The organism is Pseudarthrobacter defluvii, from assembly GCF_030323865.1.
In the GTDB taxonomy this organism is placed as follows: domain Bacteria; phylum Actinomycetota; class Actinomycetes; order Actinomycetales; family Micrococcaceae; genus Arthrobacter; species Arthrobacter sedimenti.
Genome location: NZ_CP066362.1, coordinates 3614154 through 3635698 on the forward strand (window position 1 = coordinate 3614154; position 21545 = coordinate 3635698).

Annotated in this window: 18 protein-coding genes; 10 read left to right on the forward strand and 8 right to left on the reverse strand. The window is 66.4% G+C overall.

Going from position 1 to position 21545, the window contains the following annotated elements; translation table 11 throughout:
• Nucleotides 1-117 precede the first annotated feature (117 nt).
• Nucleotides 118-1353 (forward strand): MFS transporter, encoded by a 1236-nt coding sequence (locus tag JCQ34_RS16865; RefSeq protein WP_286399475.1) that lies wholly within the window; start codon nt 118-120, stop codon nt 1351-1353.
• Here JCQ34_RS16865 and JCQ34_RS16870 read toward each other — a convergent pair.
• Nucleotides 1307-2398 carry an SDR family oxidoreductase gene (locus tag JCQ34_RS16870; RefSeq protein ID WP_286399477.1) on the reverse strand — a complete coding sequence of 364 codons (1092 nt, stop codon included), beginning with the start codon at nt 2396-2398 and terminating at the stop codon, nt 1307-1309. The two genes, JCQ34_RS16865 and JCQ34_RS16870, sit on opposite strands and share 47 nt — an antisense overlap.
• A gap of 327 nt (nt 2399-2725) precedes the next feature.
• Between JCQ34_RS16870 and katG the strand changes: the two genes are divergently transcribed.
• On the forward strand, nt 2726-5020 hold the full coding sequence (katG, locus tag JCQ34_RS16875; protein WP_286399478.1) for a catalase/peroxidase HPI: 2295 nt from the start codon (nt 2726-2728) through the stop codon (nt 5018-5020).
• Between the two features lie 62 nt (nt 5021-5082).
• Here the strand turns inward: katG and JCQ34_RS16880 are convergent, their stop codons facing one another.
• Complete coding sequence (locus tag JCQ34_RS16880) at nt 5083-6321, reverse strand: sensor histidine kinase (protein ID WP_286399481.1); 1239 nt, start codon at nt 6319-6321, stop codon at nt 5083-5085.
• Between the two features lie 128 nt (nt 6322-6449).
• On the opposite strand from JCQ34_RS16880, the gene JCQ34_RS16885 reads away from it, so the two are divergent.
• Entirely contained in the window at nt 6450-6749 is a 300-nt protein-coding gene (locus tag JCQ34_RS16885; RefSeq protein WP_286399483.1) for an antibiotic biosynthesis monooxygenase family protein, read from the forward strand.
• A gap of 188 nt (nt 6750-6937) precedes the next feature.
• On the opposite strand, the gene JCQ34_RS16890 is transcribed toward JCQ34_RS16885, so the two are convergent.
• The 4 genes from JCQ34_RS16890 to JCQ34_RS16905 all read right to left on the reverse strand — a co-directional run bounded on the left by JCQ34_RS16890 (nt 6938) and on the right by JCQ34_RS16905 (nt 10953).
• A complete protein-coding gene (locus JCQ34_RS16890) occupies nt 6938-7123 on the reverse strand; it encodes a hypothetical protein (protein WP_286399485.1) in 186 nt (61 codons plus the stop codon).
• 102 nt (nt 7124-7225) lie between these two features.
• Nucleotides 7226-8839 carry an AMP-binding protein gene (locus JCQ34_RS16895; RefSeq protein WP_286399487.1) on the reverse strand — a complete coding sequence of 538 codons (1614 nt, stop codon included), beginning with the start codon at nt 8837-8839 and terminating at the stop codon, nt 7226-7228.
• Between the two features lie 156 nt (nt 8840-8995).
• Nucleotides 8996-9655: a response regulator gene (locus JCQ34_RS16900; RefSeq protein WP_286399490.1), complete on the reverse strand. Its 660-nt coding sequence runs from the start codon at nt 9653-9655 to the stop codon at nt 8996-8998.
• Nucleotides 9652-10953 carry a sensor histidine kinase gene (locus JCQ34_RS16905; protein WP_286399492.1) on the reverse strand — a complete coding sequence of 434 codons (1302 nt, stop codon included), beginning with the start codon at nt 10951-10953 and terminating at the stop codon, nt 9652-9654. Before JCQ34_RS16905 ends, JCQ34_RS16900 begins: the two co-directional genes overlap by 4 nt.
• A 167-nt stretch (nt 10954-11120) precedes the next feature.
• Here JCQ34_RS16905 and JCQ34_RS16910 point away from each other — a divergent pair, with 167 nt between their 5' ends.
• Complete coding sequence (locus JCQ34_RS16910) at nt 11121-12224, forward strand: ABC transporter permease (RefSeq protein ID WP_286399494.1); 1104 nt, start codon at nt 11121-11123, stop codon at nt 12222-12224.
• Nucleotides 12225-12253: 29 nt separating this feature from the next.
• Nucleotides 12254-12952 carry an ABC transporter ATP-binding protein gene (locus tag JCQ34_RS16915; protein ID WP_286399496.1) on the forward strand — a complete coding sequence of 233 codons (699 nt, stop codon included), beginning with the start codon at nt 12254-12256 and terminating at the stop codon, nt 12950-12952.
• Between the two features lie 20 nt (nt 12953-12972).
• Here the strand turns inward: JCQ34_RS16915 and JCQ34_RS16920 are convergent, their stop codons facing one another.
• Entirely contained in the window at nt 12973-13548 is a 576-nt protein-coding gene (locus JCQ34_RS16920; RefSeq protein ID WP_286404621.1) for a hypothetical protein, read from the reverse strand.
• A gap of 220 nt (nt 13549-13768) precedes the next feature.
• On the opposite strand from JCQ34_RS16920, the gene JCQ34_RS16925 reads away from it, so the two are divergent.
• From JCQ34_RS16925 to JCQ34_RS16945, 5 genes are all read left to right on the forward strand, one after another.
• A complete protein-coding gene (locus JCQ34_RS16925) occupies nt 13769-14245 on the forward strand; it encodes a sensor histidine kinase (RefSeq protein ID WP_286399499.1) in 477 nt (158 codons plus the stop codon).
• A 208-nt stretch (nt 14246-14453) separates the two neighbouring features.
• The gene (locus JCQ34_RS16930; protein WP_286399501.1) at nt 14454-14606 is read left to right on the forward strand and encodes a hypothetical protein; all 153 of its coding nucleotides are present in this window, start codon (nt 14454-14456) and stop codon (nt 14604-14606) included.
• A gap of 117 nt (nt 14607-14723) precedes the next feature.
• Nucleotides 14724-17360, forward strand: a complete 2637-nt coding sequence (locus JCQ34_RS16935; RefSeq protein ID WP_286399503.1) for a Tat pathway signal sequence domain protein — start codon at nt 14724-14726, stop codon at nt 17358-17360.
• Nucleotides 17361-17608: 248 nt separating this feature from the next.
• Entirely contained in the window at nt 17609-18334 is a 726-nt protein-coding gene (locus JCQ34_RS16940; RefSeq protein ID WP_286399505.1) for a polysaccharide deacetylase family protein, read from the forward strand.
• Between the two features lie 135 nt (nt 18335-18469).
• Entirely contained in the window at nt 18470-19429 is a 960-nt protein-coding gene (locus JCQ34_RS16945; protein WP_286399508.1) for an SRPBCC family protein, read from the forward strand.
• A gap of 69 nt (nt 19430-19498) precedes the next feature.
• Here JCQ34_RS16945 and JCQ34_RS16950 read toward each other — a convergent pair whose 3' ends face one another.
• Nucleotides 19499-21490 carry a rhamnogalacturonan lyase gene (locus tag JCQ34_RS16950; protein ID WP_286399511.1) on the reverse strand — a complete coding sequence of 664 codons (1992 nt, stop codon included), beginning with the start codon at nt 21488-21490 and terminating at the stop codon, nt 19499-19501.
• Between the last annotated feature and the right edge of the window lie 55 nt (nt 21491-21545).

Genomic DNA, 21545 nt, shown 5'->3' on the forward strand with positions numbered 1-21545 from the left:
CACGGCGTATTGCAACGGTCCTGCGGGAGATTCGGAGGCGCCGGTGGGTACGTCCATGTGAGAGAACCGGTGGGGCGCTGGGAGCGCTCCGCTCACCGAAGGATGGAAGAACGAACGATGCCTGCCGCCACAAAGAACGCCCCACAACGCACTGCCAGGTTTGGAATGGCCTTCATCGGTGTCCTGCTCATCACCGTCAACCTTCGGGTGTCCTTTGTCAGCGTGGGGCCGGTCCTGGTCAACATCAGCAGCGACCTGGGACTCTCCAGCGCCGCAGCCGGGTTCCTTACCGGCCTGCCGCTGATCGCTTTCGCGGTCTTCTCGCCATTGGCTCCCGGTTTCGCTTCCCGCCTGGGCCTGGACCGGGCACTGTGGATGTCCCTGCTGATCCTCGCCGGGGGCATCGTGCTTCGCTCCTTGCCCGTGCCCGGCTTGATCTGGGCGGGGACGATACTGATCGGCGTGGCCATAGCGTTTCTCAACGTCTTGGTGCCCTCCCTCGTGAAACGGGACTTTCCGTTGCGGGTCAGCCAGGTCACCGGAAGCTACACCGCTGCCCAGGCCGCCTTCGCAGCAGTGGGGGCCGCCGTCGTCGTACCCGTGGCGCAGACGTCCCCGGCAGGGTGGCGACTCGCCCTGGGAGTCTGGGCGGGACTGGCCCTCTTCGCCATGGCGGTGCTCCTGCCCTGGCTTCGCCGGCACACGGCAAGCAAGCAGCAATCCGCCAAGCCCGAAGCCGCCTACCGGTCGCCCTGGGGATCGGCCCTGGGCTGGCAGGTGACTGCCTTCATGGGGCTGCAGTCGATCGCCTTTTACGTGTTGATGGCGTGGTTGCCCACCATCGAACAAAGCCGCGGGACCCCCGCCACCACTGCCGGCGTGCACCTTTCCGTCTTCCTGTTGATCAGCGTGTTCGCCAGCCTGGGGACAGGCGGCGTCCTCCACCGGGGATCGGACCAACGGCTGGTCTCCTTTGCCAGCGGGGCATTGGTGTTCGTGACCTTCCTCGGCCTGGCCCTGGCCCCGGACCTCATCCTGCTGTGGGTTGTCCTGGGTGCTTTGGGCTGCGGGAGCCTCATCGTCATTGCCCTGTCGCTGTTCAGCCTCCGGACCGTGAGCCACCCGCAGGCGGCATCACTGTCCGGAATGGCCCAATCCGTGGGCTACGCGCTTGGCGCCGCGGGTCCAGTGGTTTTCGGCGCACTCCATGACGTCACCGCAGACTGGACGCTTCCGTTGTTCGCCACCGCCGGTGCCATGGCGGTGCTGGCATTGATGGGTCTGCTGGCCGGCCGTGACCGGGTGATCAGGGAATCAGGCGATCGGCACGATAGCGGTCAAACAGTGAGGTAAACGCGTCCAGCGTCCGCCGGTACCCTGTGAAGCCGGCATCCCTGCTCTTGCCCATGTCCGTCACCACCTCGATATTCCGCCCCAGGTCGCCGTCCGTGTGCCACCAGCTCGCCACGCGGTCCAGCTCCGGTTCGCGAAGGTTGTTTTCCCCGGCAATTCGCCGCCATTGGTCCTCCCGGCCGGCCATCGACTGTTCCAGCGGACGGGGCTCCCCCTGGTATCCCTCCCACTTCACGCCGAAGTAGGCGGCCAGCTTGGGCCACATCCAGCGCCAGCGGAACACATCGCCGTTGACGATATTGAAGGCTTCGTTGGCGGCCACGGGAGTAGTGGAGGCCCAGACCATGTGCTCGGCGAGCAGGCCCGCGTCCGTCATGTCCGTCAGGCCGTTCCACTGGGTTTCGGATCCGGGGAAGACGAACGGCTCCCCGCTGTCCCGGCAAAGGGTGGCCTGCGCCGCGAGTGTGAGGCCCATGTTCATGGCGTTGCCCACCGCATGGCCAATTACGGTGTGGGCGCGGTGTACCGACCAGGTGAACCCCTGCTCCCCGGCCGCGGCCCAAAGCTCGTCTTCCTGGGCATAGTAGAAGTTGGGTACCGTCAGGCGTGGTTCCTCCTCATGGAAGGGTGTCTCCGGCATTTCCCCGGCGGCGTACGCCTCGAACGGTCCCAGATAGTGCTTGAGCCCGGTCATCAGGGCGACGTGCGCCACGTCCTTTCCCCGCAGTGCGGCGAGGAGGTCACGCACCATGCCCGCATTGACGGCGATGTTCTCCTCCTCGGTGGCGCGCCGGGACCATGCGGTGAAAAAGACATGTGAGGGGTTCTCCGGAGCAAGCGCGGCGGCGAGGGAGGAAGCCGAGGTCAGGTCCGCGGAAAGCCACTTGACGCCGGCACGCTCCGGTCCGGGCCGCCGGGACAAGGCGAGGACGCCCCAGCCTGCACCAACCAGGGTATCCACCAGGGCGGACCCCGCGATGCCGGTGGCGCCTACCACCAGGGCCGTCCGTCCGTTGCCTGCTGCTGTTCCTGATTCGATGGTCATGGTACTCCTCTTGGTTTGGGTGCTGGGTGTGTCCGCGCGTCAGCACGGCCTCACGCTTTGGCGGAGGCCCGCGCGCTGCATCGCGCCGGGACAATGGGCCAACGAGGACCCACTGGCGACAAGCCACGGCGTCCGGCAGATATTCCGTTCGTAGGAAATCGCTTCGGAAGCGAGGAGCCAGCTGCGTTCGATCAGGACGATTCGCCCACAGGTTTCACCCATGGCGTAGGCGTGACTTGCGCTGTCAGCGGTCCATGTTCAAATAGGAGGGTTGCACCGGCTGCCCGAGTCCAACCGCGGCCTCGGCCCAACGGAAGGAAAAAGCACATGACCGAACCCCAAGACCATCCTCCGGTCCCCACTCCCGGGAGCGCACAGGGCCTGGACCAGAAGGTTGAGGGCGGGTGCCCGGTGGCCCATGGCAGTGCCACCGCCCAGGGCAGTGAGAGTGAAAACCCGGCAATCGATTCGCCCCAGCCCAAGGGTCACCGGCCGCGGACCAACCAGGACTGGTGGCCCAACCAGCTGGACCTCTCCGTACTGCACACCCACGGCCAGGCAAGCAACCCGCTGGGCCCCTCCTTCAGCTACCGGGAGGAATTCCAGAAGCTCGACGTCGAGGCGCTCAAGCGGGACATCACTGAGGTCCTCACCACTTCCCAGGACTGGTGGCCGGCGGACTTCGGCCACTATGGCGGCCTGATGATCCGCATGAGCTGGCACGCCGCCGGAACCTACCGCGTCCATGACGGCCGCGGCGGCGCAGGCGACGGCAGCCAGCGGTTCGCGCCGCTGAACAGCTGGCCGGACAACGCCAACCTGGACAAGGCCCGCCGCCTGCTGTGGCCCGTCAAGCAGAAGTACGGCCAGAAACTGTCCTGGGCCGACCTGCTGGTCCTCGCGGGCAATGTTGCCCTTGAGTCCATGGGCTTCAAGACGTTCGGCTTCGCCTTCGGACGTGAGGACGTATGGGAGCCCGAACAGATTATCTGGGGCCCCGAGGACGCCTGGCTCGGTGACGAGCGGTATACCGGTGAAGGCACCATGGCGGACAACGTCGGTTCCACCGAAATGGGCCTCATCTACGTCAACCCGGAAGGCCCCATGGGCAACCCGGATCCCGTGGCTGCTGCCGCGTTCATCCGCGAGACGTTCAAGCGCATGGCCATGAACGACGAAGAGACCTTCGCGCTGATCGCCGGCGGCCACACCTTCGGTAAGACCCACGGCGCCGGCCCTGCAGACGCACACGTGGGCCCCGAGCCCGAGGGTGCCAACCTCGAGGCGCAGGGCCTTGGCTGGCTCAGCACCTACGGCAGCGGCAAGGGCGGCGACACCATCACGTCCGGCCTGGAAGTCACCTGGACGGACAAGCCCACGCAGTGGAGCAACCGCTTCCTCGAGATCCTGTTCGAGTACGAATGGGAACTGGTCAAGAGCCCCGGCGGCGCCCACCAGTGGGTGGCCAAGGACGCCCCCGAGATCATCCCGGACGCGCACGACTCCAACAAGAAGCACCGCCCCACCATGCTGACCACAGACCTGTCGCTGCGCTTCGACCCCACCTACGAGAAGATCGGCCGGCGCTTCCTGGAGAACCCGGACGAATTCGCGCTGGCCTTCGCCAAGGCCTGGTACAAGCTGCTGCACCGCGACATGGGCCCCGTAGGCCCGCACATGCTGGGCCCGTGGGTTCCGGAACCGCAGCTCTGGCAGGATCCCGTTCCCGCCGTCGACCATGAACTGATCGATGAGCAGGACATCGCCCAGCTCAAGGCGAAGCTCCTCGACTCCGGCCTGACCATCCCGCAGCTGGCCGGCACGGCCTGGGCATCGGCCGCCACGTACCGCAAGACCGACCGCCGCGGCGGTGCCAACGGCGCGCGCATCCGGCTGGAGCCGCAGCGCAGCTGGGAGGCGCACGAGCCGGAGCAGCTGGATGCCGTGCTTCCGGTGCTGGAGCGGGTGCAGGAGGAGTTCAACGCGGCACAGTCCGGCGGCAAGAAGGTTTCGCTTGCGGACCTGATTGTCCTGGGCGGCGCCGCCACCGTGGAAAAGGCAGCGGCCGACGCCGGGTTCCCCGTCACGGTGCCGTTCCGTCCGGGCCGCACGGACGCGGCACAGGAGCAGACCGACGTCGAATCCTTCGGTTACCTGCAGCCGAAGGCCGACGGGTTCCGCAACTACCTGCGCCCGGGGCTGAAGCTCCAGCCGGAAACCCTCCTGCTGGACAAGGCGTACATGCTGGACCTCTCCGCACCGGAAATGACGGCGCTGGTGGGCGGCATGCGCGCGCTGGGCACCAACGTGGGCGGTTCCAGCCATGGCGTACTGACGGACAAGCCGCAGGTCCTGACGAACGACTTCTTCGTCAACCTGCTCTCGCCCGGCACCAAGTGGAAGGCTTCCGAGTCCGAGGAGAACGCCTACGAGATCACCGACGTTGCCACCGGCGAACTCAAGTGGACGGCCACTTCGGTTGACCTGGTCTTCGGTTCCAACTCGCAGCTGCGGGCGCTGGCAGAGGTGTACGCGAGCGGGGACGCCAGGGAGAAGTTTGTGAACGACTTCGTGGCCGCCTGGACCAAGGTCATGGAGCTGGACCGCTTCGACCTGAACTAAGCAACACCACGAGCCTCCGGGCCGGCCGCACTCCGCGGCCGGCCCGGAGCCGTTTAAAGTCCCTACAAGTCAGCCGGGAAGCTGATCACTGCCGTGGTTCCGCCGCCCGGCGTCTCCTTGAGCGTCAGCTCTCCGCCGTGCGCCTCGGCAATGCGCCGGCAGATCGCCAGTCCCAGACCGGACCCTTGTCCGTCGCCCTCCCGGTAGAGCCGGACCAAAGGCTCCAGCACACGCTGCCTGTGCTCCACGGCAATGCCCTTGCCGTTGTCCGCCACCAGGACCGTGACCCCGTGATAGTTGGAGATGCCGCTGATACGCACTTTGAGGTCCCGGTCCGGGCTCGGATAGTTCACGGCATTGGCCACCAGGTTCTGCAGCAGGGTGCGCAGCTGGCCGGGGTCCACGTGAAGCTTCAGGTCCTCGCTGTCCACGGCAGCGTCGGGTCCGAACGGGAGGCCCAGGTCATTGGCCACCTCAACGGCCACGGTATGGAGGGATGCGGGCTGCCGCTGGATGATTCCGCCCATCCGTGAGTAGCTCAGGACGTCTTCAAGCATCGCGAGCATCCTGTGGCCGCTGGCACCGATGAGCTGGAAATACTCTGCGGCGGGGTGGTCGGTGTCCAAGTCGTCCTCGCCCATTTCCACGTAGCCCAGCATGGTGGTGAGGGGGCCGCGAAGGTCATGGCTGACGCGGCCGGCGAACTCCGCCAGTTTGGCGTTGCTTTCCCGCACGTCATTCAGCGCGGTGTGCAGCTGCAGGGTGCGGCGCTGGAGTTCGAGCAGTTGCACGGCCTGGCGGGCCAGGACCTCCAGCATGTCCTGCTGTTCCTTGCTCAGCACCGCAGGCGAATCGGAGAAGACACACAGGGACCCGATAACGAACCCGGAGGACGTTTCCAGCGGCACGGACGCATAGAACCGGACGGCGGCGATTTCTCCGGTCACAAAGGGGTTTGCCGCGAAGCGCGGGTCCAGGGAGGCATCCGGAACCACGGTGGCCTCCCCCGAGAGGAAGACCTTGGAGCACATGGAGTCGTTCCGGGAACAGATCCCGGCATCAATCCCGACGGCGGCCACTTGGCGCTGTTCGTCGGACGTGACCACGTTGATCACGCCGTAGGGGACGCCGGAGAGCCTAACAGCGAGCTCGACGAGATTCTCAAGGGGCCCGGTGGACGATTCCGCGACTGCGGCCAGCGGGGCCTCGTCGAGCCGGGTGGCCAAGCCGTAGTCCCGCAGTAACTCGTCCCGCCCAACCGGATCGATGAGAGCTGGCGTTGCTGTGTGAGTGCCCGTCACTAGTAGTCCCCTTCCAGACCGCAATATGGGTCCCGGAGCGATAGTACCGGCCATCGTGAGCGCCCGCGAACACGTTTCAGCACGGTGCAGCCGGATCCCGCACGCACATATCTGCAAGACTGGCTCCCGTGATCACTGAACATGCGCTGCTCCCTGTCATTGCGGGCCGGGAAGAGGAATTCGAGGCCGCATTCGAACAGGCCCGCCCCATCATCGCTTCCATGCCAGGCTTCCTCTCGCTGTCCCTTTCCCGGTCGGTCGAAACGCCCAGCACCTATCTGCTCCTCGTGGAGTGGGAGTCGATTGAGGACCACACTGTTGGTTTCCGCGAATCTCCCGAATACCAGCAGTGGCGCGCGCTGCTGCACCGCTTCTACGAGCCGTTTCCAGTGGTTGAGCACTTCAATCGGGTGGAACAGGCCCGCTAAAAACCAGAGCCTTAATTGGGGGGAGCCCCCGCGCGAGTCAAGCTCCAGCGCGAGGGCTCCTGATGCTTCCTGCCGGGGAACTGACGCGGAAGCAATTACAAATTACCGGCCAGTAGGTTGGGCCTAGACCAAAAACTGACGCCTTGGGCCAATCTTGATCCAACCTTGAGCAGTGATTTTCAGGCCCCCTAGTCGGCGGGATCGGCAGCAGCGTCCGGGTCCTCTTCAGGTTCGAAAGTGTTCGGCGCGGCGCCATCGGAAATGCCGACGCCGTCCTTCCCGCCCGGGATCCCGCCGTCGGCCTTGCCCTTGCCGGCTGGCGAATCCTCCTGCGGCTCATCCTCAGGCAGTGAATCAGGTGAATTGATGGACATCGCTCCTCCTTCTGTGGCTGGGCCTCCACGCTAACAGCACCCAAAGCAAAAGGCGCCGGAACGGCTGGAAGTTTCTGCCCGCCGTCGTCCCTTCCGCCCCTGTCAGCTCCCCAGTTCGGCGGCCCGCTGCTGCCTCAGGATGAAGCGCTGCAGCTTTCCCGACGGCGTCTTGGGCAGGTCCTTAACAAAGTGGATGCGGCGCGGATAGGCATGTGCGGCGAACTGCGTCTTGACCATGTTTTGGAGCTCGGCCACCAGGGCATCACTGCCCGTGGTCCCCTCCGCCAGGACCACGTAGGCCTCCAGGACTTCGCCGCGGAGTTCATCCGGAGCGCCCACCACGGCAGTTTCCAGGACCGCCGGGTGGGTGGCCAGGACGCTCTCCACATCGAACGGGCCAATCCGGTAGCCGGCCATGATGATCACGTCGTCATCCCGGGAGGAGAAGAAGTAAAAGCCGTCTTCGTCCACCATGCCGGCGTCACCGGTCAGGTACCACCTGCCGTCCGGGCTGAACCGTTCGGCGGTCTTCTCCGGCGCGTCCTGGTACCCCCTGAACCACATCATGGGACTTTCCGCCACGTTGACCGCAACCCGGCCCAGTTCGCCCGGCGCAGCCGGTTCATCTGCGTTGTCCTTGAGGACCGCGCAACTCCATCCCGGAAGGGGACGGCCCATGGAACCCGGCTTCAGCTCCGTCCGCACGTCGTCATGCCAGGCGTTGATGATCATCATCCCGTGTTCGGTCTGCCCGTAGTGGTCCCGCACCGGAACGCCCAGCACCTCCCGGGACCAGCTGATCACCTCCGGGGTGAGCGGTTCGCCGGCGGACGAGGCACGTCGAAGGCCGAAAGGGCCCGTTGCGGCGTCGGTTTTCGCGCGCATGGTCCGGTACACCGTGGGAGCCGCCGCGAAATTGGTGACGGAAAATGCCTCCAACACTTTGAAGCTGAGCTCCGGCGAGAACGCCGCCTGCAGCAGGAGGTTCCGCCGCCCCGCCGCCATCGGCCCCAGAATGCCGTAGTACAGGCCGTAGGCCCAGCCGGGGTCCGCCGCATTCCAGAAGACATCCTCTTCACTGACGTCCAGGCCCAGCTCGACGTACTGGCGGAACGCGGCCAACGCACGGACGGGCACCGGCACCCCCTTGGGGGCACCCGTGGTTCCGGAGGTAAAGATCAGCACCAGCGCGCCGTCCCCGCCCACCGCCTCGGACGCGATTCCCGGCTCTTGCTTGGCCAGAAGCGGCGTTAGCGCCAGGTCCGGCTGTGATGCTTCCGCACCGACCACCACCACGGCGGCCGCGGTTTCCTGGATCTTCACCCGCTGGTCGGCGTCGGTGATCACCGCCTTTGCGCCGGAGGCTTTGAGGCGCAGTTCGATGGCCGGCCACGCGAACGCCGTGAACAGCGGCACATGGACTGCCCCGCGCCGCCAAATGGCCAGCAGCATCACCACAAGGTCCGCCGACTTTCCCATCAGCGTGGCCACCGCATCACCGGGACCGACGCCAAGCTCCGCCAGGGCCGCGGCTCCCCGTTCCGAGCGCTCCCGGAGCTCGCCGTAGGTGATGTCCTCCGCCGAAAGGTCGGCCGCGACCACCGTGAAGGCAACCTTGTTGGGATCGTGGCTGTCACACAGGAGGTCCGCGGCGCAGGCGTCGGCCGCACCGTATGTGGCAAGAAGGGCATCAACTGCTGGAACCGGACGGGACATTCGTTCTCCTTTGAACAGTTACACCGGAAGGGCAATGGCACCTGAAGGGCAGTGACATAAACCTACTGCAGGGTAGGGCCCTCCGCGCCATCCGGATGATGGACGACGGCGGGACGCGGCAGGGTGCCGGGCCACGCCCTCGCGCTTTCGCGAAAGTCAGCCGTTGGCACCCGGCGGCCGGATAATCCGCCGCTGGGTGGCGGCGGCGATGGCGGCGGTGCGGTTGTCCACTCCGAGCTTGCCGTAAATGTGCACCAGGTGCGTTTTTACGGTGGCCTCTGAGATGAAGACTTGCTTTGCAATGGCCCGGTTGGACAGGCCGGTGGCGAGCAGTTCCAGCAGCTGCACCTCGCGCGGGGTCAGGGATGTGCCCGGATTGCTGATCCGGTCCATCAGCAGCGCGGCAGCGCGGGGTGCCAGCACGGTGCCGCCCGCAGCGGCCTGCAGGACGGCCTGCCGCAGCTGCTCCGGCGGGGCGTCCTTCAGCATGTAGCCGCCCGCCCCGGCCTCTACCGCCGCGAGGATGTCCGCATCCGTGTCGTAGGTGGTGAGGATAAGCACCGGCGGCGGCGCGGCGAGCTTCCGGATTTCGGCAGTGGCTGTGACGCCGTCCATCCCCTCCCCCATCTGCAGGTCCATCAGGACAACATCAGGCCCCTCGCCCAGTGCCGTCAGCCGCGCCAGTTCCTTCAGCGCGGCCTTGCCATCGGAAGCCTCGGCGGCAATCGAGATGCCTTCGAATCCTGTGAGCATGGCGCGGAGCCCGGCGCGGACCACCGGATGGTCGTCTACCAGCAGGACACGCACTTCACTCACTGTTCCTCCACAGGCAGCCGGATGGCCACCACCGTACCCTCACCCGCCGCCGACTCCACCGCCAGCGAGCCGTTCAAAGCCGTGACCCGCTCGTGCAGCGAGCGCAGCCCGTATCCGCTGCCGTCCGCTGCGCCCGCTGCACCTTCCGGAGCTGACGGATCAAAGCCCGTGCCGTCGTCGTAAATGTCCATGGTCACCTCGGTGCCCAGGAAGGCGACGCTGACGACGGCGGTGGCGGCCCTGGCGTGTTCGCGGACGTTCGCCAGGGACGCCTGGGCCGCGCGCAGCAAGGTGACGCGGACGGGCTGGGGCAGCTCCTGCGGTTCGCCGTCCACCTCCAGCCGGCAGCGCAGCTCCAAGCCTGAAGCCGCGGCTGAGGTCTCCGTCGTGTCGCAGAGCCGGCGCAGGGCCTCCACCAGCGAGGTGCCTTCGAGCTGGGGCGAGGAGAGGCCTCGGACAAAGCTGCGGGCCTCGGCCAGGTTGTCCGCCGCGGTCTGCTGCATCAGCGCCAGCCGGCCGGACGCAGTAGCGGCATCTCCGTCCGCGAGCGACTGCTCCGCCGCCCGCCCCAGCAGCACAATGCTGGACAGGCCCTGCGCCAGGGTGTCGTGGATTTCACGGGCCAGCCGCTCCCGCTCCGCGAGCACGCCGGCTTCGTGCTGGGACCGCGCCAGCTCCTCCCGCGTGCGGCGCAGCTCGTCGGCTGCGCGCCGCTGGTTTTCGGCCTCACGGTAGAGCGCGGCGTACGCCAGACCGGTGATCACCGAGAAGACCGCGCCGAGGACGGGCCCGACCACGGCGGCCGCATGGGGTATGGGGGCACCGCTGGCTGCCCACTGGGAGGCGATCACCGCCACCGTCATCAGAGCGATGGTCAGCAGCGCCGGCCGCCGCGGAAGCAGGTGCAGGTGCAGGAAAAAGATGGGGAAGGCCAGCCAGGCGAAATCGGCACTTCCGGCGAGCAGGAACGCCCACAGGACCGTCACCAGTCCCAACCACAGCAGGCCGTGGCGGCGGGGGTCGAAGGCGATGCGGCCTTCCGCGTGCCGCTTCTCCAGGACGGTGCCGGTCAGGTAGACGGCAGCGAGGACGACGGCGGCGCCCGCCCACACCCAGCGGAGCGGGCCTCCGGCCATCAGCATCCGGACCAGGCCGACGGCCAGCAGCAGGGCGAATCCGGTGTGCAGGGTGACCCGCAGCACGCGGAGGATGGCCGCCGACGATGCGTTTTCCAATGCGCCCAGAAGCCCGCTGGATGGGGCCGTCTCCGGAGTTGGCGGCAGGGGCGTGGAGGGCATTGCATCAGCTTATGCCGGGACAGCGCGGAGGGGATCAACCAAAAGGTTGACCCCGGGATCAACCCTTCCATTCCCCCGGATCAACCATCCCCGCGATGCCCGCGCGGGAAACCGCCGGAAGAGTGGAGGTACTGAAACCATCCACCCCTGCTGAGAGAAGAAACAACGTGTTCCTGGCAATCCGCGATATCCGCTTCGCCAAAGGCCGGTTCGCCATGATGGGCGGCGTCGTAGCCCTGATCACCCTCCTGCTGGTCATGCTTTCCGGGCTAACGGCCGGCCTGGCCGAGCAGTCCACCTCCGCCATCGGGAAGCTGGGCGCGTCAGCTGCCAAGCCGGTGGACCTGGTGGCGTTTGGCGCCCCCGGCTCCGGCGTCCCCAAGGCGTCCTACACCGAAAGCTCAGTCACCGCCGCGCAGGTGGACAGCTGGGAGAGCCAGCCCGGAGTCCAGTCCGCCGAGCCGCTGGGCATCACCCAGACAAGGGCGCAGACGGCGGACGGCTCCGGCACCGCGAACGTGGCACTGTTCGGGGTATCACCCGGCAGCCCGCTGGCGCCCGTGGACGTATCCGCCGGAACCGCCGCGGTGGGGTCCTCGGTGGCAGAGGCCCTGGCGGTCGGCCAGGGGGACAAGGTGTCCCTGGGCGGGGTGGAGCTTTCCGTCGCCGCCGTGGTGCCGGACCAGTGGTACGCACACACCAGCGTGGTGTGGACGGCCCTGCCCGCATGGGCCAAGGCTGCGCACGTGTCCGACGCCGGACAGCTGGCCACCGTCGTCGCCGTCACCTACGCGGACGGGGCCACGATGGACGAGGCAGCGGCGAACGGCGCGGCAAACACGGTGAGCGAATCCCGCACCGGATCCTTTCAGGCCCTGGGCTCCTTCAAGAGCGAGAACGGCTCATTGACCCTGATGCAGGCGTTCCTTTACGGGATCTCCGCCCTGGTGATCGTGGCCTTCCTGACCGTCTGGACCATCCAGCGGACCCGGGATATCGCCGTCCTCAAAGCCATGGGCGCGCCCAGCTCCTACATCCTTCGGGATGCGATGGCCCAGGCAGCCATCGTCCTGCTGGCGGGAGCCGGCGTCGGTGGCGCCGTAGGTGTAGCCGCCGGCTTCTTCGCTGCCAAGGCGGCCCCATTCCAGTTGAACGTGGGCACCACGGTGCTTCCCGTCGTCGGGATCGTTGCCCTGGGTCTGGCCGGCGCAGCGCTGGCCGTGCGCCGGGTGACAAAGGTCGATGCGCTCCTCGCGCTCGGCGGCAACTGACCTCTTCCCTCCCCTGAAAGGAACTCTCCATGTCCACTCCCGCGCCCCTGAACTTGCTCAACGTCACCCTCCAATACCCCGACGGCGGCGGCACCACCACCGCCCTGGACCGGGTCAGCCTCACCGCGGAAGCCGGCCAGCTGGTGGCACTCGTGGGCCCTTCGGGGTCCGGAAAGTCCAGCCTCCTGGCCACCGCCGCCACCCTGGTCCGCCCCAATACGGGGCAGGTGGTCATCGACGGCACCGACACTGCAGGGCTCAAGGACAAGGAACTCACCACACTCCGGCGCGAAAAGGTGGGCATCATCTTCCAGCAGCCCAACCTGCTCCCCTCGCTCACCGCCGTCGAACAGCTCACCATCAGCCACCACCTGCGCGGAAAGTCGGCCAAAGCGGCCGGGTCCAGGGCAGCAGAACTGCTGGACATCGTCGGGCTGTCCGCCAGCGCAGGGAAACTTCCGCACCAACTCTCCGGCGGCCAGCGCCAGCGCGTGAACATCGCCCGTGCGCTGATGGGCAGCCCCAAAGTGCTGCTGGTGGACGAGCCGACGGCGGCACTGGACCACGAACGGAGCGCCTCCATCATCGCCCTCCTGCGGCAGGTGACCACGGAGTTTTCGGTGGCGACAGTGATGGTCACGCATGACACCGAGTTCGTGCCGCTGACCGACGTGGTGGCCACCATGCGGGACGGCAGGCTCACGACGCCGGTCCTGACGGATGTGTGAGCCTGCAGGAGGCTCCTGCGTCACATAGGAACTGCCTGCCCCTGGCCGGTCTCCTGCTGCACAGCGCTGCTGGTCAACGGTTCTGCGGGTTGCGGTGCTTCGGCCAGGGGCAGGATCAAAAGGTTGCGGTGCAGCGTCACCCACCCGTCCCGTTCCAGCGGGCTGTGGTCGAACTGGTCAGGCACGAAGACAACTGTCCTATTGCCGGGGTCCGGCACCTCCACCAGGATGTCCCGGCCGTCACCGATACTGTTGCACGCTTCCCAATAGTTGTGTTCGTCGTACGGGTACTCTCCCACCAGGCACACCACACCGGGCACCATTCCGGGGGCAGCGTAATAGGTCATCGACTCGTACTCCGCCAGGAGCCGCGACTCACCGATCCTCGCGTCCCCGTCCTCATCCTGGATGGCGTGGACGGCATCCAGCTTGGTCAACTGCCGCTCCAGCACTTCCACCGTCCCGGGAACTGGGACGAAAAACTTCACGTAGAGGAACCCCAGGACCGCGCAGGTGCCAACGCCAACAACCGCGGCGAGGGTGATGATGAGTTTCCAAAACAGCGTCAGTGGTTCCGCGGGTTTTTGGACGGTCACGATGGTCAAGCGCTGCCCCCTCAGGCTGGTGAACTCCCTGAACGCTACACCAGAGACCTCACCCCAACCCCGCGTGTCGGTGGGACAGGCAGGTGGGGGCCCGGCCCGTCCCCGCCACACGCAAAATTGATGGGATCTTGAGGCAAACCTTGCCCTCCCTAGACGTTGCGGGTCCACGCTGGAGTCATAGGCAAAACCAGCTTTTGGGGAGCAGGAAGTCATGGGAAGCAAGACAGCGTTGGACAGCGAAGTCACAACCGTTGGCGGCGTGCTGACAGATCGTCAGCCGTTGGACTTCCACATGCTGGGGGTGGCAGGGTGCATCGACCGGCTGACGGCACCCCTGCGCCAGCGCGGGACGGCCGTTCAATGGGACACTCCGCACTGGGGCCTCGAGATCCCTGCAGAGTCCGCATCCCTCCTGTACCAGTCGGCCCGCGAGTTACTGAGCAACGCGTTCAAGTACTCCTCCGCGCACACGCTCACCATCCAGCTTGCGGCGGTTGACCACGGCATCCGCCTGGCAGTGTCCGACGACGGCACAGGCTTTGACAGCAACCTTGCCACCAGCGGACGGCACCACGGCTACGGTCTCCGGCTCATGTCAGTAGCCGTTCAGGAAGCGGGCGGAACGGTGGAGATCACCTCCAGCCCCGGCCGGGGCAGCAGCGTCACGGTCACGCTGCCGCTGGACTGAACGTACGGCTACACAGCCAAGGCGCCAAGAGGCTCGGATGCCCACCGTCGCTGGGACGGCGGGCATCCGTACGCCCGGAAGGACGCCCGCGCGCACGTCCTTCCGCTGGCAAGCCGGCGTCGTAATCCTTGACAGGTCCGGGAGCGAAGCGCTGAATGAGGGATGCGCCAACCCAACTATCCCCGCTCTACAAGTGACAGGAGCAGCCATGACTGAGAACCCAGCCAAGGACGACGACGACCGGGTCCATAGCGAGGCCCCCGCCGAAGGCGACCCCAATGCCAACCCCGGCGACCTGCGCGTCCACCCCCAGGATCCTGCCGAAGGGGCGGACGACGACGGGAAGACCACGAAGAGCTGAGCCTCCCCCAGATCCACTCAACCCTCCCACTCCGTGGAACACCCCTTGCGGGTATGAATCTCCGAGGCTATTTTGAAACGTATCAGAAAACGCTTTCAGGACAACGGAGTTGGATACATGGCGGACAGTCTCATCCGGTGGATCGACGAACAGGCCCCTACGGAAATCGGCGGAACCACCTGGGGCATGCCGTTCCCACGCGGGACAGTGCCCGGAGTGGAGTCCCTGACAGTTACCGATGCGGCCGGCACCCGGGTGCCCAGCCAGGCATGGCCCCTGGCCACCTGGCCGGACTCCTCATTGAAGTGGGCAGGCATCGCCCTGCCGGCAACAGAGGCACCGTCGGACAGCTACCAGGTGGCGTCCGACGGCGACACAACCACCGCGGCCAGCCAGCCGGCGTCGGACGGTGCTTCAGTCAGAGTCACCGAACGTGCCGACGCACTGGTTGTGGACACCGGCGTCCTGGAGATGATGATCAACCGCAGCGGCTCCACCCTGTTCAGCAGCCTGGCCCGGGACGGCCGGGAAGTTGCCCGCGACGCACGACTGGTCAGCCTCCTGCAGGACGGCGTTGCGGAAGGCGAGGGCACGGTGGGCCGGCAGGCCTTCACGGGTGAGGTCACCGCCGTCGCCCTGGAACAAAGCGGCCCCGTCCGCGCGGTGGTTCGGCTGGAAGGCGCCCACCGCCCGGACGCGCCGGACAACGGGAAGCGGGAGTGGCTGCCATTCGTGGTGCGGTTCTACTTCTACGCCAATGCCCGCAGCGTGCGGATGGTGCACTCCTTTATCTGGGACGGGGACGCGGAGCAGGACTTCCTGGCCGGACTCGGCGTGCGCTTCACCGTGCCGCTGGAGGCCGACCTGCACGACCGGCATATCCGCATTGCGGGCGCAGACGGCGGCTTCCTCACCGAGGCGGTGCGCGGACTCACGGGACTGCGCCGGGACCCCGGCGCGGAGGTGCGGGAGGCGCAGATCGCCGGCCGCCCCACTCCCCCGGCGGATGCCTGGAACCCGGAAGTCTCCGGCCGCCTGCACCTGATCCCCACCTGGGGCGACTACACCCTCAGCCAGCTCAACGCGGACGGTTTCGAACTGCGCAAGCGCACCGCCGCCGGCCACGGTTGGGTGGGGATCTCCGGCGGAACGCGTTCGGCGGGCTTCTGTTCCCTCAGCGATACCCGGGGCGGCCTGGGCGTGGGGATCAAGGACTTCTGGCAGTCCCATCCGGGGCAGCTGGACATCCGCGGCGCCGCCACCGGCGAGGCAACGGTCACCGCCTGGCTCTACTCGCCCGAAGCGCAGCCCATGGACCTGCGGTTCTACCACGATGGCCTGGGCCAGGACACGTTTGAGGAACAGCTTGAGGGCCTTGAGATCACGTACGAGGACTATGAACCGGGGTTCGGCAATCCCACGGGCATTGCCCGTACCCACGAGTTGACCATGTTCGCCTATGAGGCCACCCCGTCCACCGAAAGCCTGGCCGCGGATGCTGCCTCCGCCTCCACCCCGGCCCTGCTCCAGGCCACTCCGGAATACCTGCACTCCGTGGGGGTTTTCGGCGACTGGGCCCCTGTGGACCGCAGCACTCCGGCGCGTGCCCGCCTGGAGGACCGGCTGGACTTCCTGTTCGACTTCTACGCCGGGCAGGTGGAGCAGCGCCGGTGGTACGGCTTCTGGAACTACGGCGACGTGATGCACACCTACGACTTCGACCGGCACGTCTGGCGTTATGACGTGGGCGGCTATGCCTGGGACAATTCCGAGCTCTCCCCCGATCTCTGGCTCTGGTACTCCTACCTGCGCTCGGGCCGGGCGGACATTTTCCGTTTCGCGGAGGCCATGACGCGGCACACCGGCGAGGTGGACGTGTACCACCTGGGCCCATGGAAGGGGCTGGGCTCCCGGCACAATGTCCAGCACTGGGGCTGCAGCGCCAAGCAGTTGCGGATCAGCACCCCCGCATACCGCCGCTTCTACTACTATCTGACGGCGGACGAGCGCACCGGGGACCTGCTCACCGAGCTCGTGGACAGCGACCAGAACTTCCTGGGCCTGGACCCGGTCCGCAAGGTCCGGCCGGACGCCGCCACCTACCGGCCCAACCGCGGCGCCCTGGGCGTCGGGCTCGGCACGGACTGGGGATCGCTCGCCGCCACCTGGCTGACGGACTGGGAACGCACCTGCAATCCGCGCTCACGGGACCGGCTGCTGGGCACCATGGCGGACATCGGGGCGCTCAAGTACGGGTTCCTCACCGGCGAAGCACTGTATGACCTGGACAAGGGCCGGTTCGATACGGGCCGGGAGCAGATTTCGGTGTCACACCTCAGCGCCGTGTTCGGGTTGGTGGAGATCTGCAGCGAACTGGTTGATCTCGTGGATGATCCGGAGTTCGAGCGCGCCTGGCTGCAGTACTGCCGGCTGTTCCTGGCCACCAAGGAGGAGCAGGTGGAAGCTGTGGGCCAGCCACTGGAGGGCATCTACCTCACCCAGGCGCACAGCCGGCTCACGGCCTATGCGGCGTCGAGGTTGCAGGACCGTGACCTGGCAGCCCGGGCCTGGGTGAGCTTTGCCGAGGGCGGGGAGCACCTTAACCACGAATCCGCGTTCACCTTGCGGAAGATCGAACCGCCGTACGTATTGCTGCCGGTGGATGAAGCGCCCACGGTCTCCACCAATGACACCGCGCAGTTTGGGCTTGCGGTAATCCAGAACCTGGCATTGGTGGGCGACCACCTGGACTGACGCGTCGTCCCCAGCCGGGACCAACGACGGCGGCACCTGGCTTTCCCTTCCCTGGAAAGCAGCGTGCCGCCGTCGTCCGTTTTCCCGGCCTCCTGGACCGGAAGGTAACGCCTGCATAACGCCCTTTTGGCGCGTAAACAGAAGTTACCCAGTCGACGCCTGCCACCTGTTTACACCCGCTTTAAGCCCGCCATAGGGTGCTCACCTAAACAAGGTTGAAAGCAACCTTGGGAAGGGAAAAGAGCACCATGAAGAGCAAGATCGCCGTCGTGGCTCTGGCAGCCGCGAGCCTGGTACTGGGCTTGCTGGCGGGCGCCCCCGCAGCAAACGCCGCCGACAAGCCGCTGATCGGCCTGACCTTCGATGACGGGCCGTCGCCCCAGCGCACCGCCTTTGTCCTGGACACCCTCAAAGCGAAGGGCGTCAAGGCCACGTTTTTCCTCCAAGGTTCCCATGTCCAGCAGTACCCGGACCTCGTCCGCCGGATCAAGGACGAGGGCCACACCATTGGTAACCACTCGTATAACCACTCCAATTTCCCGGAACTCACCCAGGCCAACCAGAAGCAGGAAATCGACAGCACCAACGCCGCCATCAAGGCCGTGACCGGCACAACGCCCACGCTGATGCGCTTCCCGTTCGGAAACAGCACCCCCTACACGATGGACTACATCAGGAGCATCGGTATGAGCGGCGGCATCCAGTGGCACTGGGAGGTCGGCGAACCCGGCGACTACGAGTGCCCCGGCGCAGCTGCAGTCCAGAAGTACGTACTGGATGAAGTTTCCCCCGGTGCAATCGTCCTGCTCCACGACGCCAACGACGTGCTGTCCTGCCCCGCCTCCCAATGGGACTACCTGGCCGGCACCATCGACGCAATCCGTGCCAAGGGCTACGACTTCGGCGTGGTTGCTCCCTCCCCAACGGCCAATGCCCTCAACGAAGGCTCGTATGGCGTCGTGGTGGCGCCATAGGTAGGCCAGGCACCGCCGGTTTCACCTTTTGCACCGCCCGCTCTGGAAACCGAACCGACCAAAAGGTATGTTGGTAAGCATGCTGATGATTTTTACCACGTCATCGGTTCCCGGTAACAAAGCGAAGGAGACGTTATGAGCACGAAGGTGGAAAAACGCATTCTGGTGAACGTACCGGTGAGCACGGCTTACAACCAGTGGACCCAGTTCGAGGAGTTCCCGCACTTCATGGGCGGCGTCAAGAGTGTTACGCAACTCAGCGACGACCGGCTCGAGTGGGTGGCCGAGATCGGCGGCGTCCGCCGGCAGTGGGAAGCCAAAGTCCTTGAGCAGGTCCCGGACCGCAGGGTTGCCTGGGCCGCCACCGAAGGCGCCACGAACGCCGGCGCGGTGGATTTCGAGGACGTGGGAGGCGGCCAGACCTCCATCCAGCTGACTCTCGAATACGAGCCCGAAGGCATCGTCGAGAAGGTGGGCGACAAGCTCAACGTCGTTGACCGCCAGGCCGAATCGGACCTGCAGAAGTTCAAGGAATTTATCGAGGATGAGGGCTACGCCAGCGGCGCCTGGCGCGGATCTGTCAACGCCGGTTCCGCTGTGGGTACCCCCGGTGTTGAACACGCGGGCGCATCCCGTGGTGACTCCGGCAAGGCTGGCGTCTCCGGCAAGATTGCAGCCGGCGTAGGCATCGCAGCTGCTGCGGGCGCGGCAGCAGCGATGGCGGCCAGCAGCAACAAGGACAAGACCGAGACCACTGACGTGACGGTTACGGAGACCACCCCCGTGGTTCCGGCGGAACCGGTGGTTCCTGCAGAGCCCCTGACCACCGGTGCCACCACCGGCGCGGCGGACGCGGGCACCGGAGTCCCCGCAGCGGGCACGACGGCGGCAGCCGGCTCCACCGGTTCCGTCGCCGACCTGGACGACAGCAGGATCGGCCACCAGTTCGACCAGACCAACGGTTTGGTGGACACCACCGGCGAGTCCGATGACACGGTGGCAGGCGAGAACCTGAGCGCAGGCGAACGGCGTGAGGGTGACCGCAGCACCGAAGGCGGCCTGCCGCCCGTCGGCGGCAACCTCGGCGGTCACTGACCCGTCCCCCACAAGCAAGCGCCGCCCGCCTTCCCCCAAGGCGGGCGGCGCTCTTGCGTCCGGGCAGGTTTACTTCGTCTTGCCCGCGTAGAAGACAGCCGGCGCGGCCGGAGCCTGCATTCCCTCGCCGATGAAGAAGCTCGGGTGCGGCGGCTGGTTGTAGCCAACCGTTTCGCGGGCCACGCCCGTGCGGTACATCGGATCATGCATCAGGGTGCGCAGCCGGACCTCAGTGGGCGAGGTGGTGGTGTAGATCCGCAGCTCGGTGCTGTCCGCCGACGGGAACACCAGTTCCTCGCGCCAGTCACCCAGGAGGTCCGCCTGCAGGGACGGGTTGCCCTTGGTGTAGTTGTTGGTACGTGCCCCGGTGGCAGTCAGCAGTCGGTCGCTGGACTCGGTTTCCCAGTTCCATTTCGAGATGGTGGGGACGCCATAGCCAACCTCGGCGCTGAAATCGTGGTCAACGATCTCACGCAGCAAATCGCCGTCCCACCACGCCATGAAGTTGGCGGCCGGGATCTTGTCCGAGATCCGCTCACCCTTGGCAGACATCAGGTACCCGACGGTGGAGTTCCAGGCAGCATCCCCACCCACTGCCCAGCTCTCCGAGCCCGGGAAACGCGGGTCAATGTCGCCCGTGGCACCGCGGCCCGTGTCCTTGAACGCCGGGATGCTCCACAGCACCTCGCCGGTGGCGGCGTCACGGAAGGTGGCGCCCCGGTTGCCGCTTTCCTTCATGCTCTCGTGCACGGCAAAGGTCTCCAGCCCGGGGCGCGAGGGATCCAGGTCGCCGGTGTGGATGGCGTCGCCATGCCCCAGCTTGGTGTTGTACAGCGGCGCGCCGTCGTCGTCGATGGTCATGGAGCCGAAGACGAACTCGTCCTTGCCGTCCTGGTCCACGTCCGCCACGGACAGGTTGTGGTTGCCTTGGCCCTTGTACTCAGCTCCGGCTGCATCGGAGTCGAACTTCCAGCGCTTGGCCAGCTTGCCGTTCACCAGGTCGTAGGTAACCAGCACGGTGCGGGTGTAGTAGCCGCGGCTGAACATCATGGACGGGTGTTCACCGTCCAGGTATGCCACTCCGGCGAGAAAACGGTCCACACGGTTGCCATAGTTGTCACCCCAGGCTGCAACGCTGCCGCGCGGCGGGTCGTAGGGAACCGTGTCCATGATGGTTCCGGCGGCGCCGTTGAACACCGTGAGGAACTCTGGCCCGGACAGGACGTAGCCGGCGCTGCTGCGGTAATCGGCGGTGGGATCACCGATGACAGTGCCGGCGTTGTCGGTGGTGCCGTCCGCCGTCTTGAATGCCACCTCCGCCTTGCCGTCGCCGTCAAAGTCGTACGCCAGCATCTGGGTGTAGTGGGCACCCGCGCGGATGTTGCGCCCCAGGTCGATCCGCCACAGCTTGGTGCCGTCCATCTTGTACGCGTCCACGTAGACGTTGCCGGTGTAGCCGGACTTGGAGTTGTCCTGGGCGTTGGACGGGTTCCAGAGCTGGATGATCTCGTACGCGCCGTCACCGTCCAGGTCCGCCACACTGGAGTCGTTGGCGCTGTAGGTATATGGCTTACCGTCCTTGCTGACGCCGTCCGCGGGCTTGTCCAGCTTGATGGGCAGGTAGTTCTGCGCCAGCGGGCTGAACTCGGCGCTGAGTTTGTCCTGCCCGTTGCCGTTGCCCACGGTCTTGATGACGTACTTGGAGTCCTTCGTGCCATCCGGGTCCAGATACGTGGTGGTGTCCCGGATTGGTTGATCGGTGATGATCACACCATCGCGGATGACCTGGAAGGCAACACTGTCCTTGTCCAGGCCCAGCATGCGCCAGCCCAGAGAGACACCCTGGTCGGTCAGGACGGCAACCGGGGCGCGGTCCAGGTTTTCCACCTGCCGGGCGAGGCCCGAATTTGCCGGAGCCACGGGAGCGGCAGGGTTTCCCGCACCAGGGTCAGCGGCGGCAAGCGGGACGCCTGTAAAGGCCAGGGCGGCGGCAGCGAGGGTGGCCGCTGCCGCCGGCGCCGCCTTCCACGCCCCGCCTGCCCGGGATTTCGGGGAACACATTGAGGGGTATGCCAAAAGAACATCTCCTTTGATGCAGCGGCGGCTTAGACACCGC

What these genes read in the sequence shown, in the direction of transcription:
- JCQ34_RS16915 (WP_286399496.1), top strand. Translation starts at nt 12,254, where the DNA reads ATGTCCACTCCCGCGCCCCTGAACTTGCTCAACGTCACCCTCCAATAC.
- JCQ34_RS16940 (WP_286399505.1), top strand. Translation starts at nt 17,609, where the DNA reads ATGAAGAGCAAGATCGCCGTCGTGGCTCTGGCAGCCGCGAGCCTGGTA.
- JCQ34_RS16945 (WP_286399508.1), top strand. Translation starts at nt 18,470, where the DNA reads ATGAGCACGAAGGTGGAAAAACGCATTCTGGTGAACGTACCGGTGAGC.
- JCQ34_RS16925 (WP_286399499.1), top strand. Translation starts at nt 13,769, where the DNA reads ATGGGAAGCAAGACAGCGTTGGACAGCGAAGTCACAACCGTTGGCGGC.
- JCQ34_RS16935 (WP_286399503.1), top strand. Translation starts at nt 14,724, where the DNA reads ATGGCGGACAGTCTCATCCGGTGGATCGACGAACAGGCCCCTACGGAA.
- JCQ34_RS16895 (WP_286399487.1), bottom strand. Translation starts at nt 8,839, where the DNA reads ATGTCCCGTCCGGTTCCAGCAGTTGATGCCCTTCTTGCCACATACGGT.
- JCQ34_RS16950 (WP_286399511.1), bottom strand. Translation starts at nt 21,490, where the DNA reads ATGTGTTCCCCGAAATCCCGGGCAGGCGGGGCGTGGAAGGCGGCGCCG.
- JCQ34_RS16930 (WP_286399501.1), top strand. Translation starts at nt 14,454, where the DNA reads ATGACTGAGAACCCAGCCAAGGACGACGACGACCGGGTCCATAGCGAG.
- JCQ34_RS16870 (WP_286399477.1), bottom strand. Translation starts at nt 2,398, where the DNA reads ATGACCATCGAATCAGGAACAGCAGCAGGCAACGGACGGACGGCCCTG.
- JCQ34_RS16865 (WP_286399475.1), top strand. Translation starts at nt 118, where the DNA reads ATGCCTGCCGCCACAAAGAACGCCCCACAACGCACTGCCAGGTTTGGA.
- katG (WP_286399478.1), top strand. Translation starts at nt 2,726, where the DNA reads ATGACCGAACCCCAAGACCATCCTCCGGTCCCCACTCCCGGGAGCGCA.
- JCQ34_RS16890 (WP_286399485.1), bottom strand. Translation starts at nt 7,123, where the DNA reads ATGTCCATCAATTCACCTGATTCACTGCCTGAGGATGAGCCGCAGGAG.
- JCQ34_RS16905 (WP_286399492.1), bottom strand. Translation starts at nt 10,953, where the DNA reads ATGCCCTCCACGCCCCTGCCGCCAACTCCGGAGACGGCCCCATCCAGC.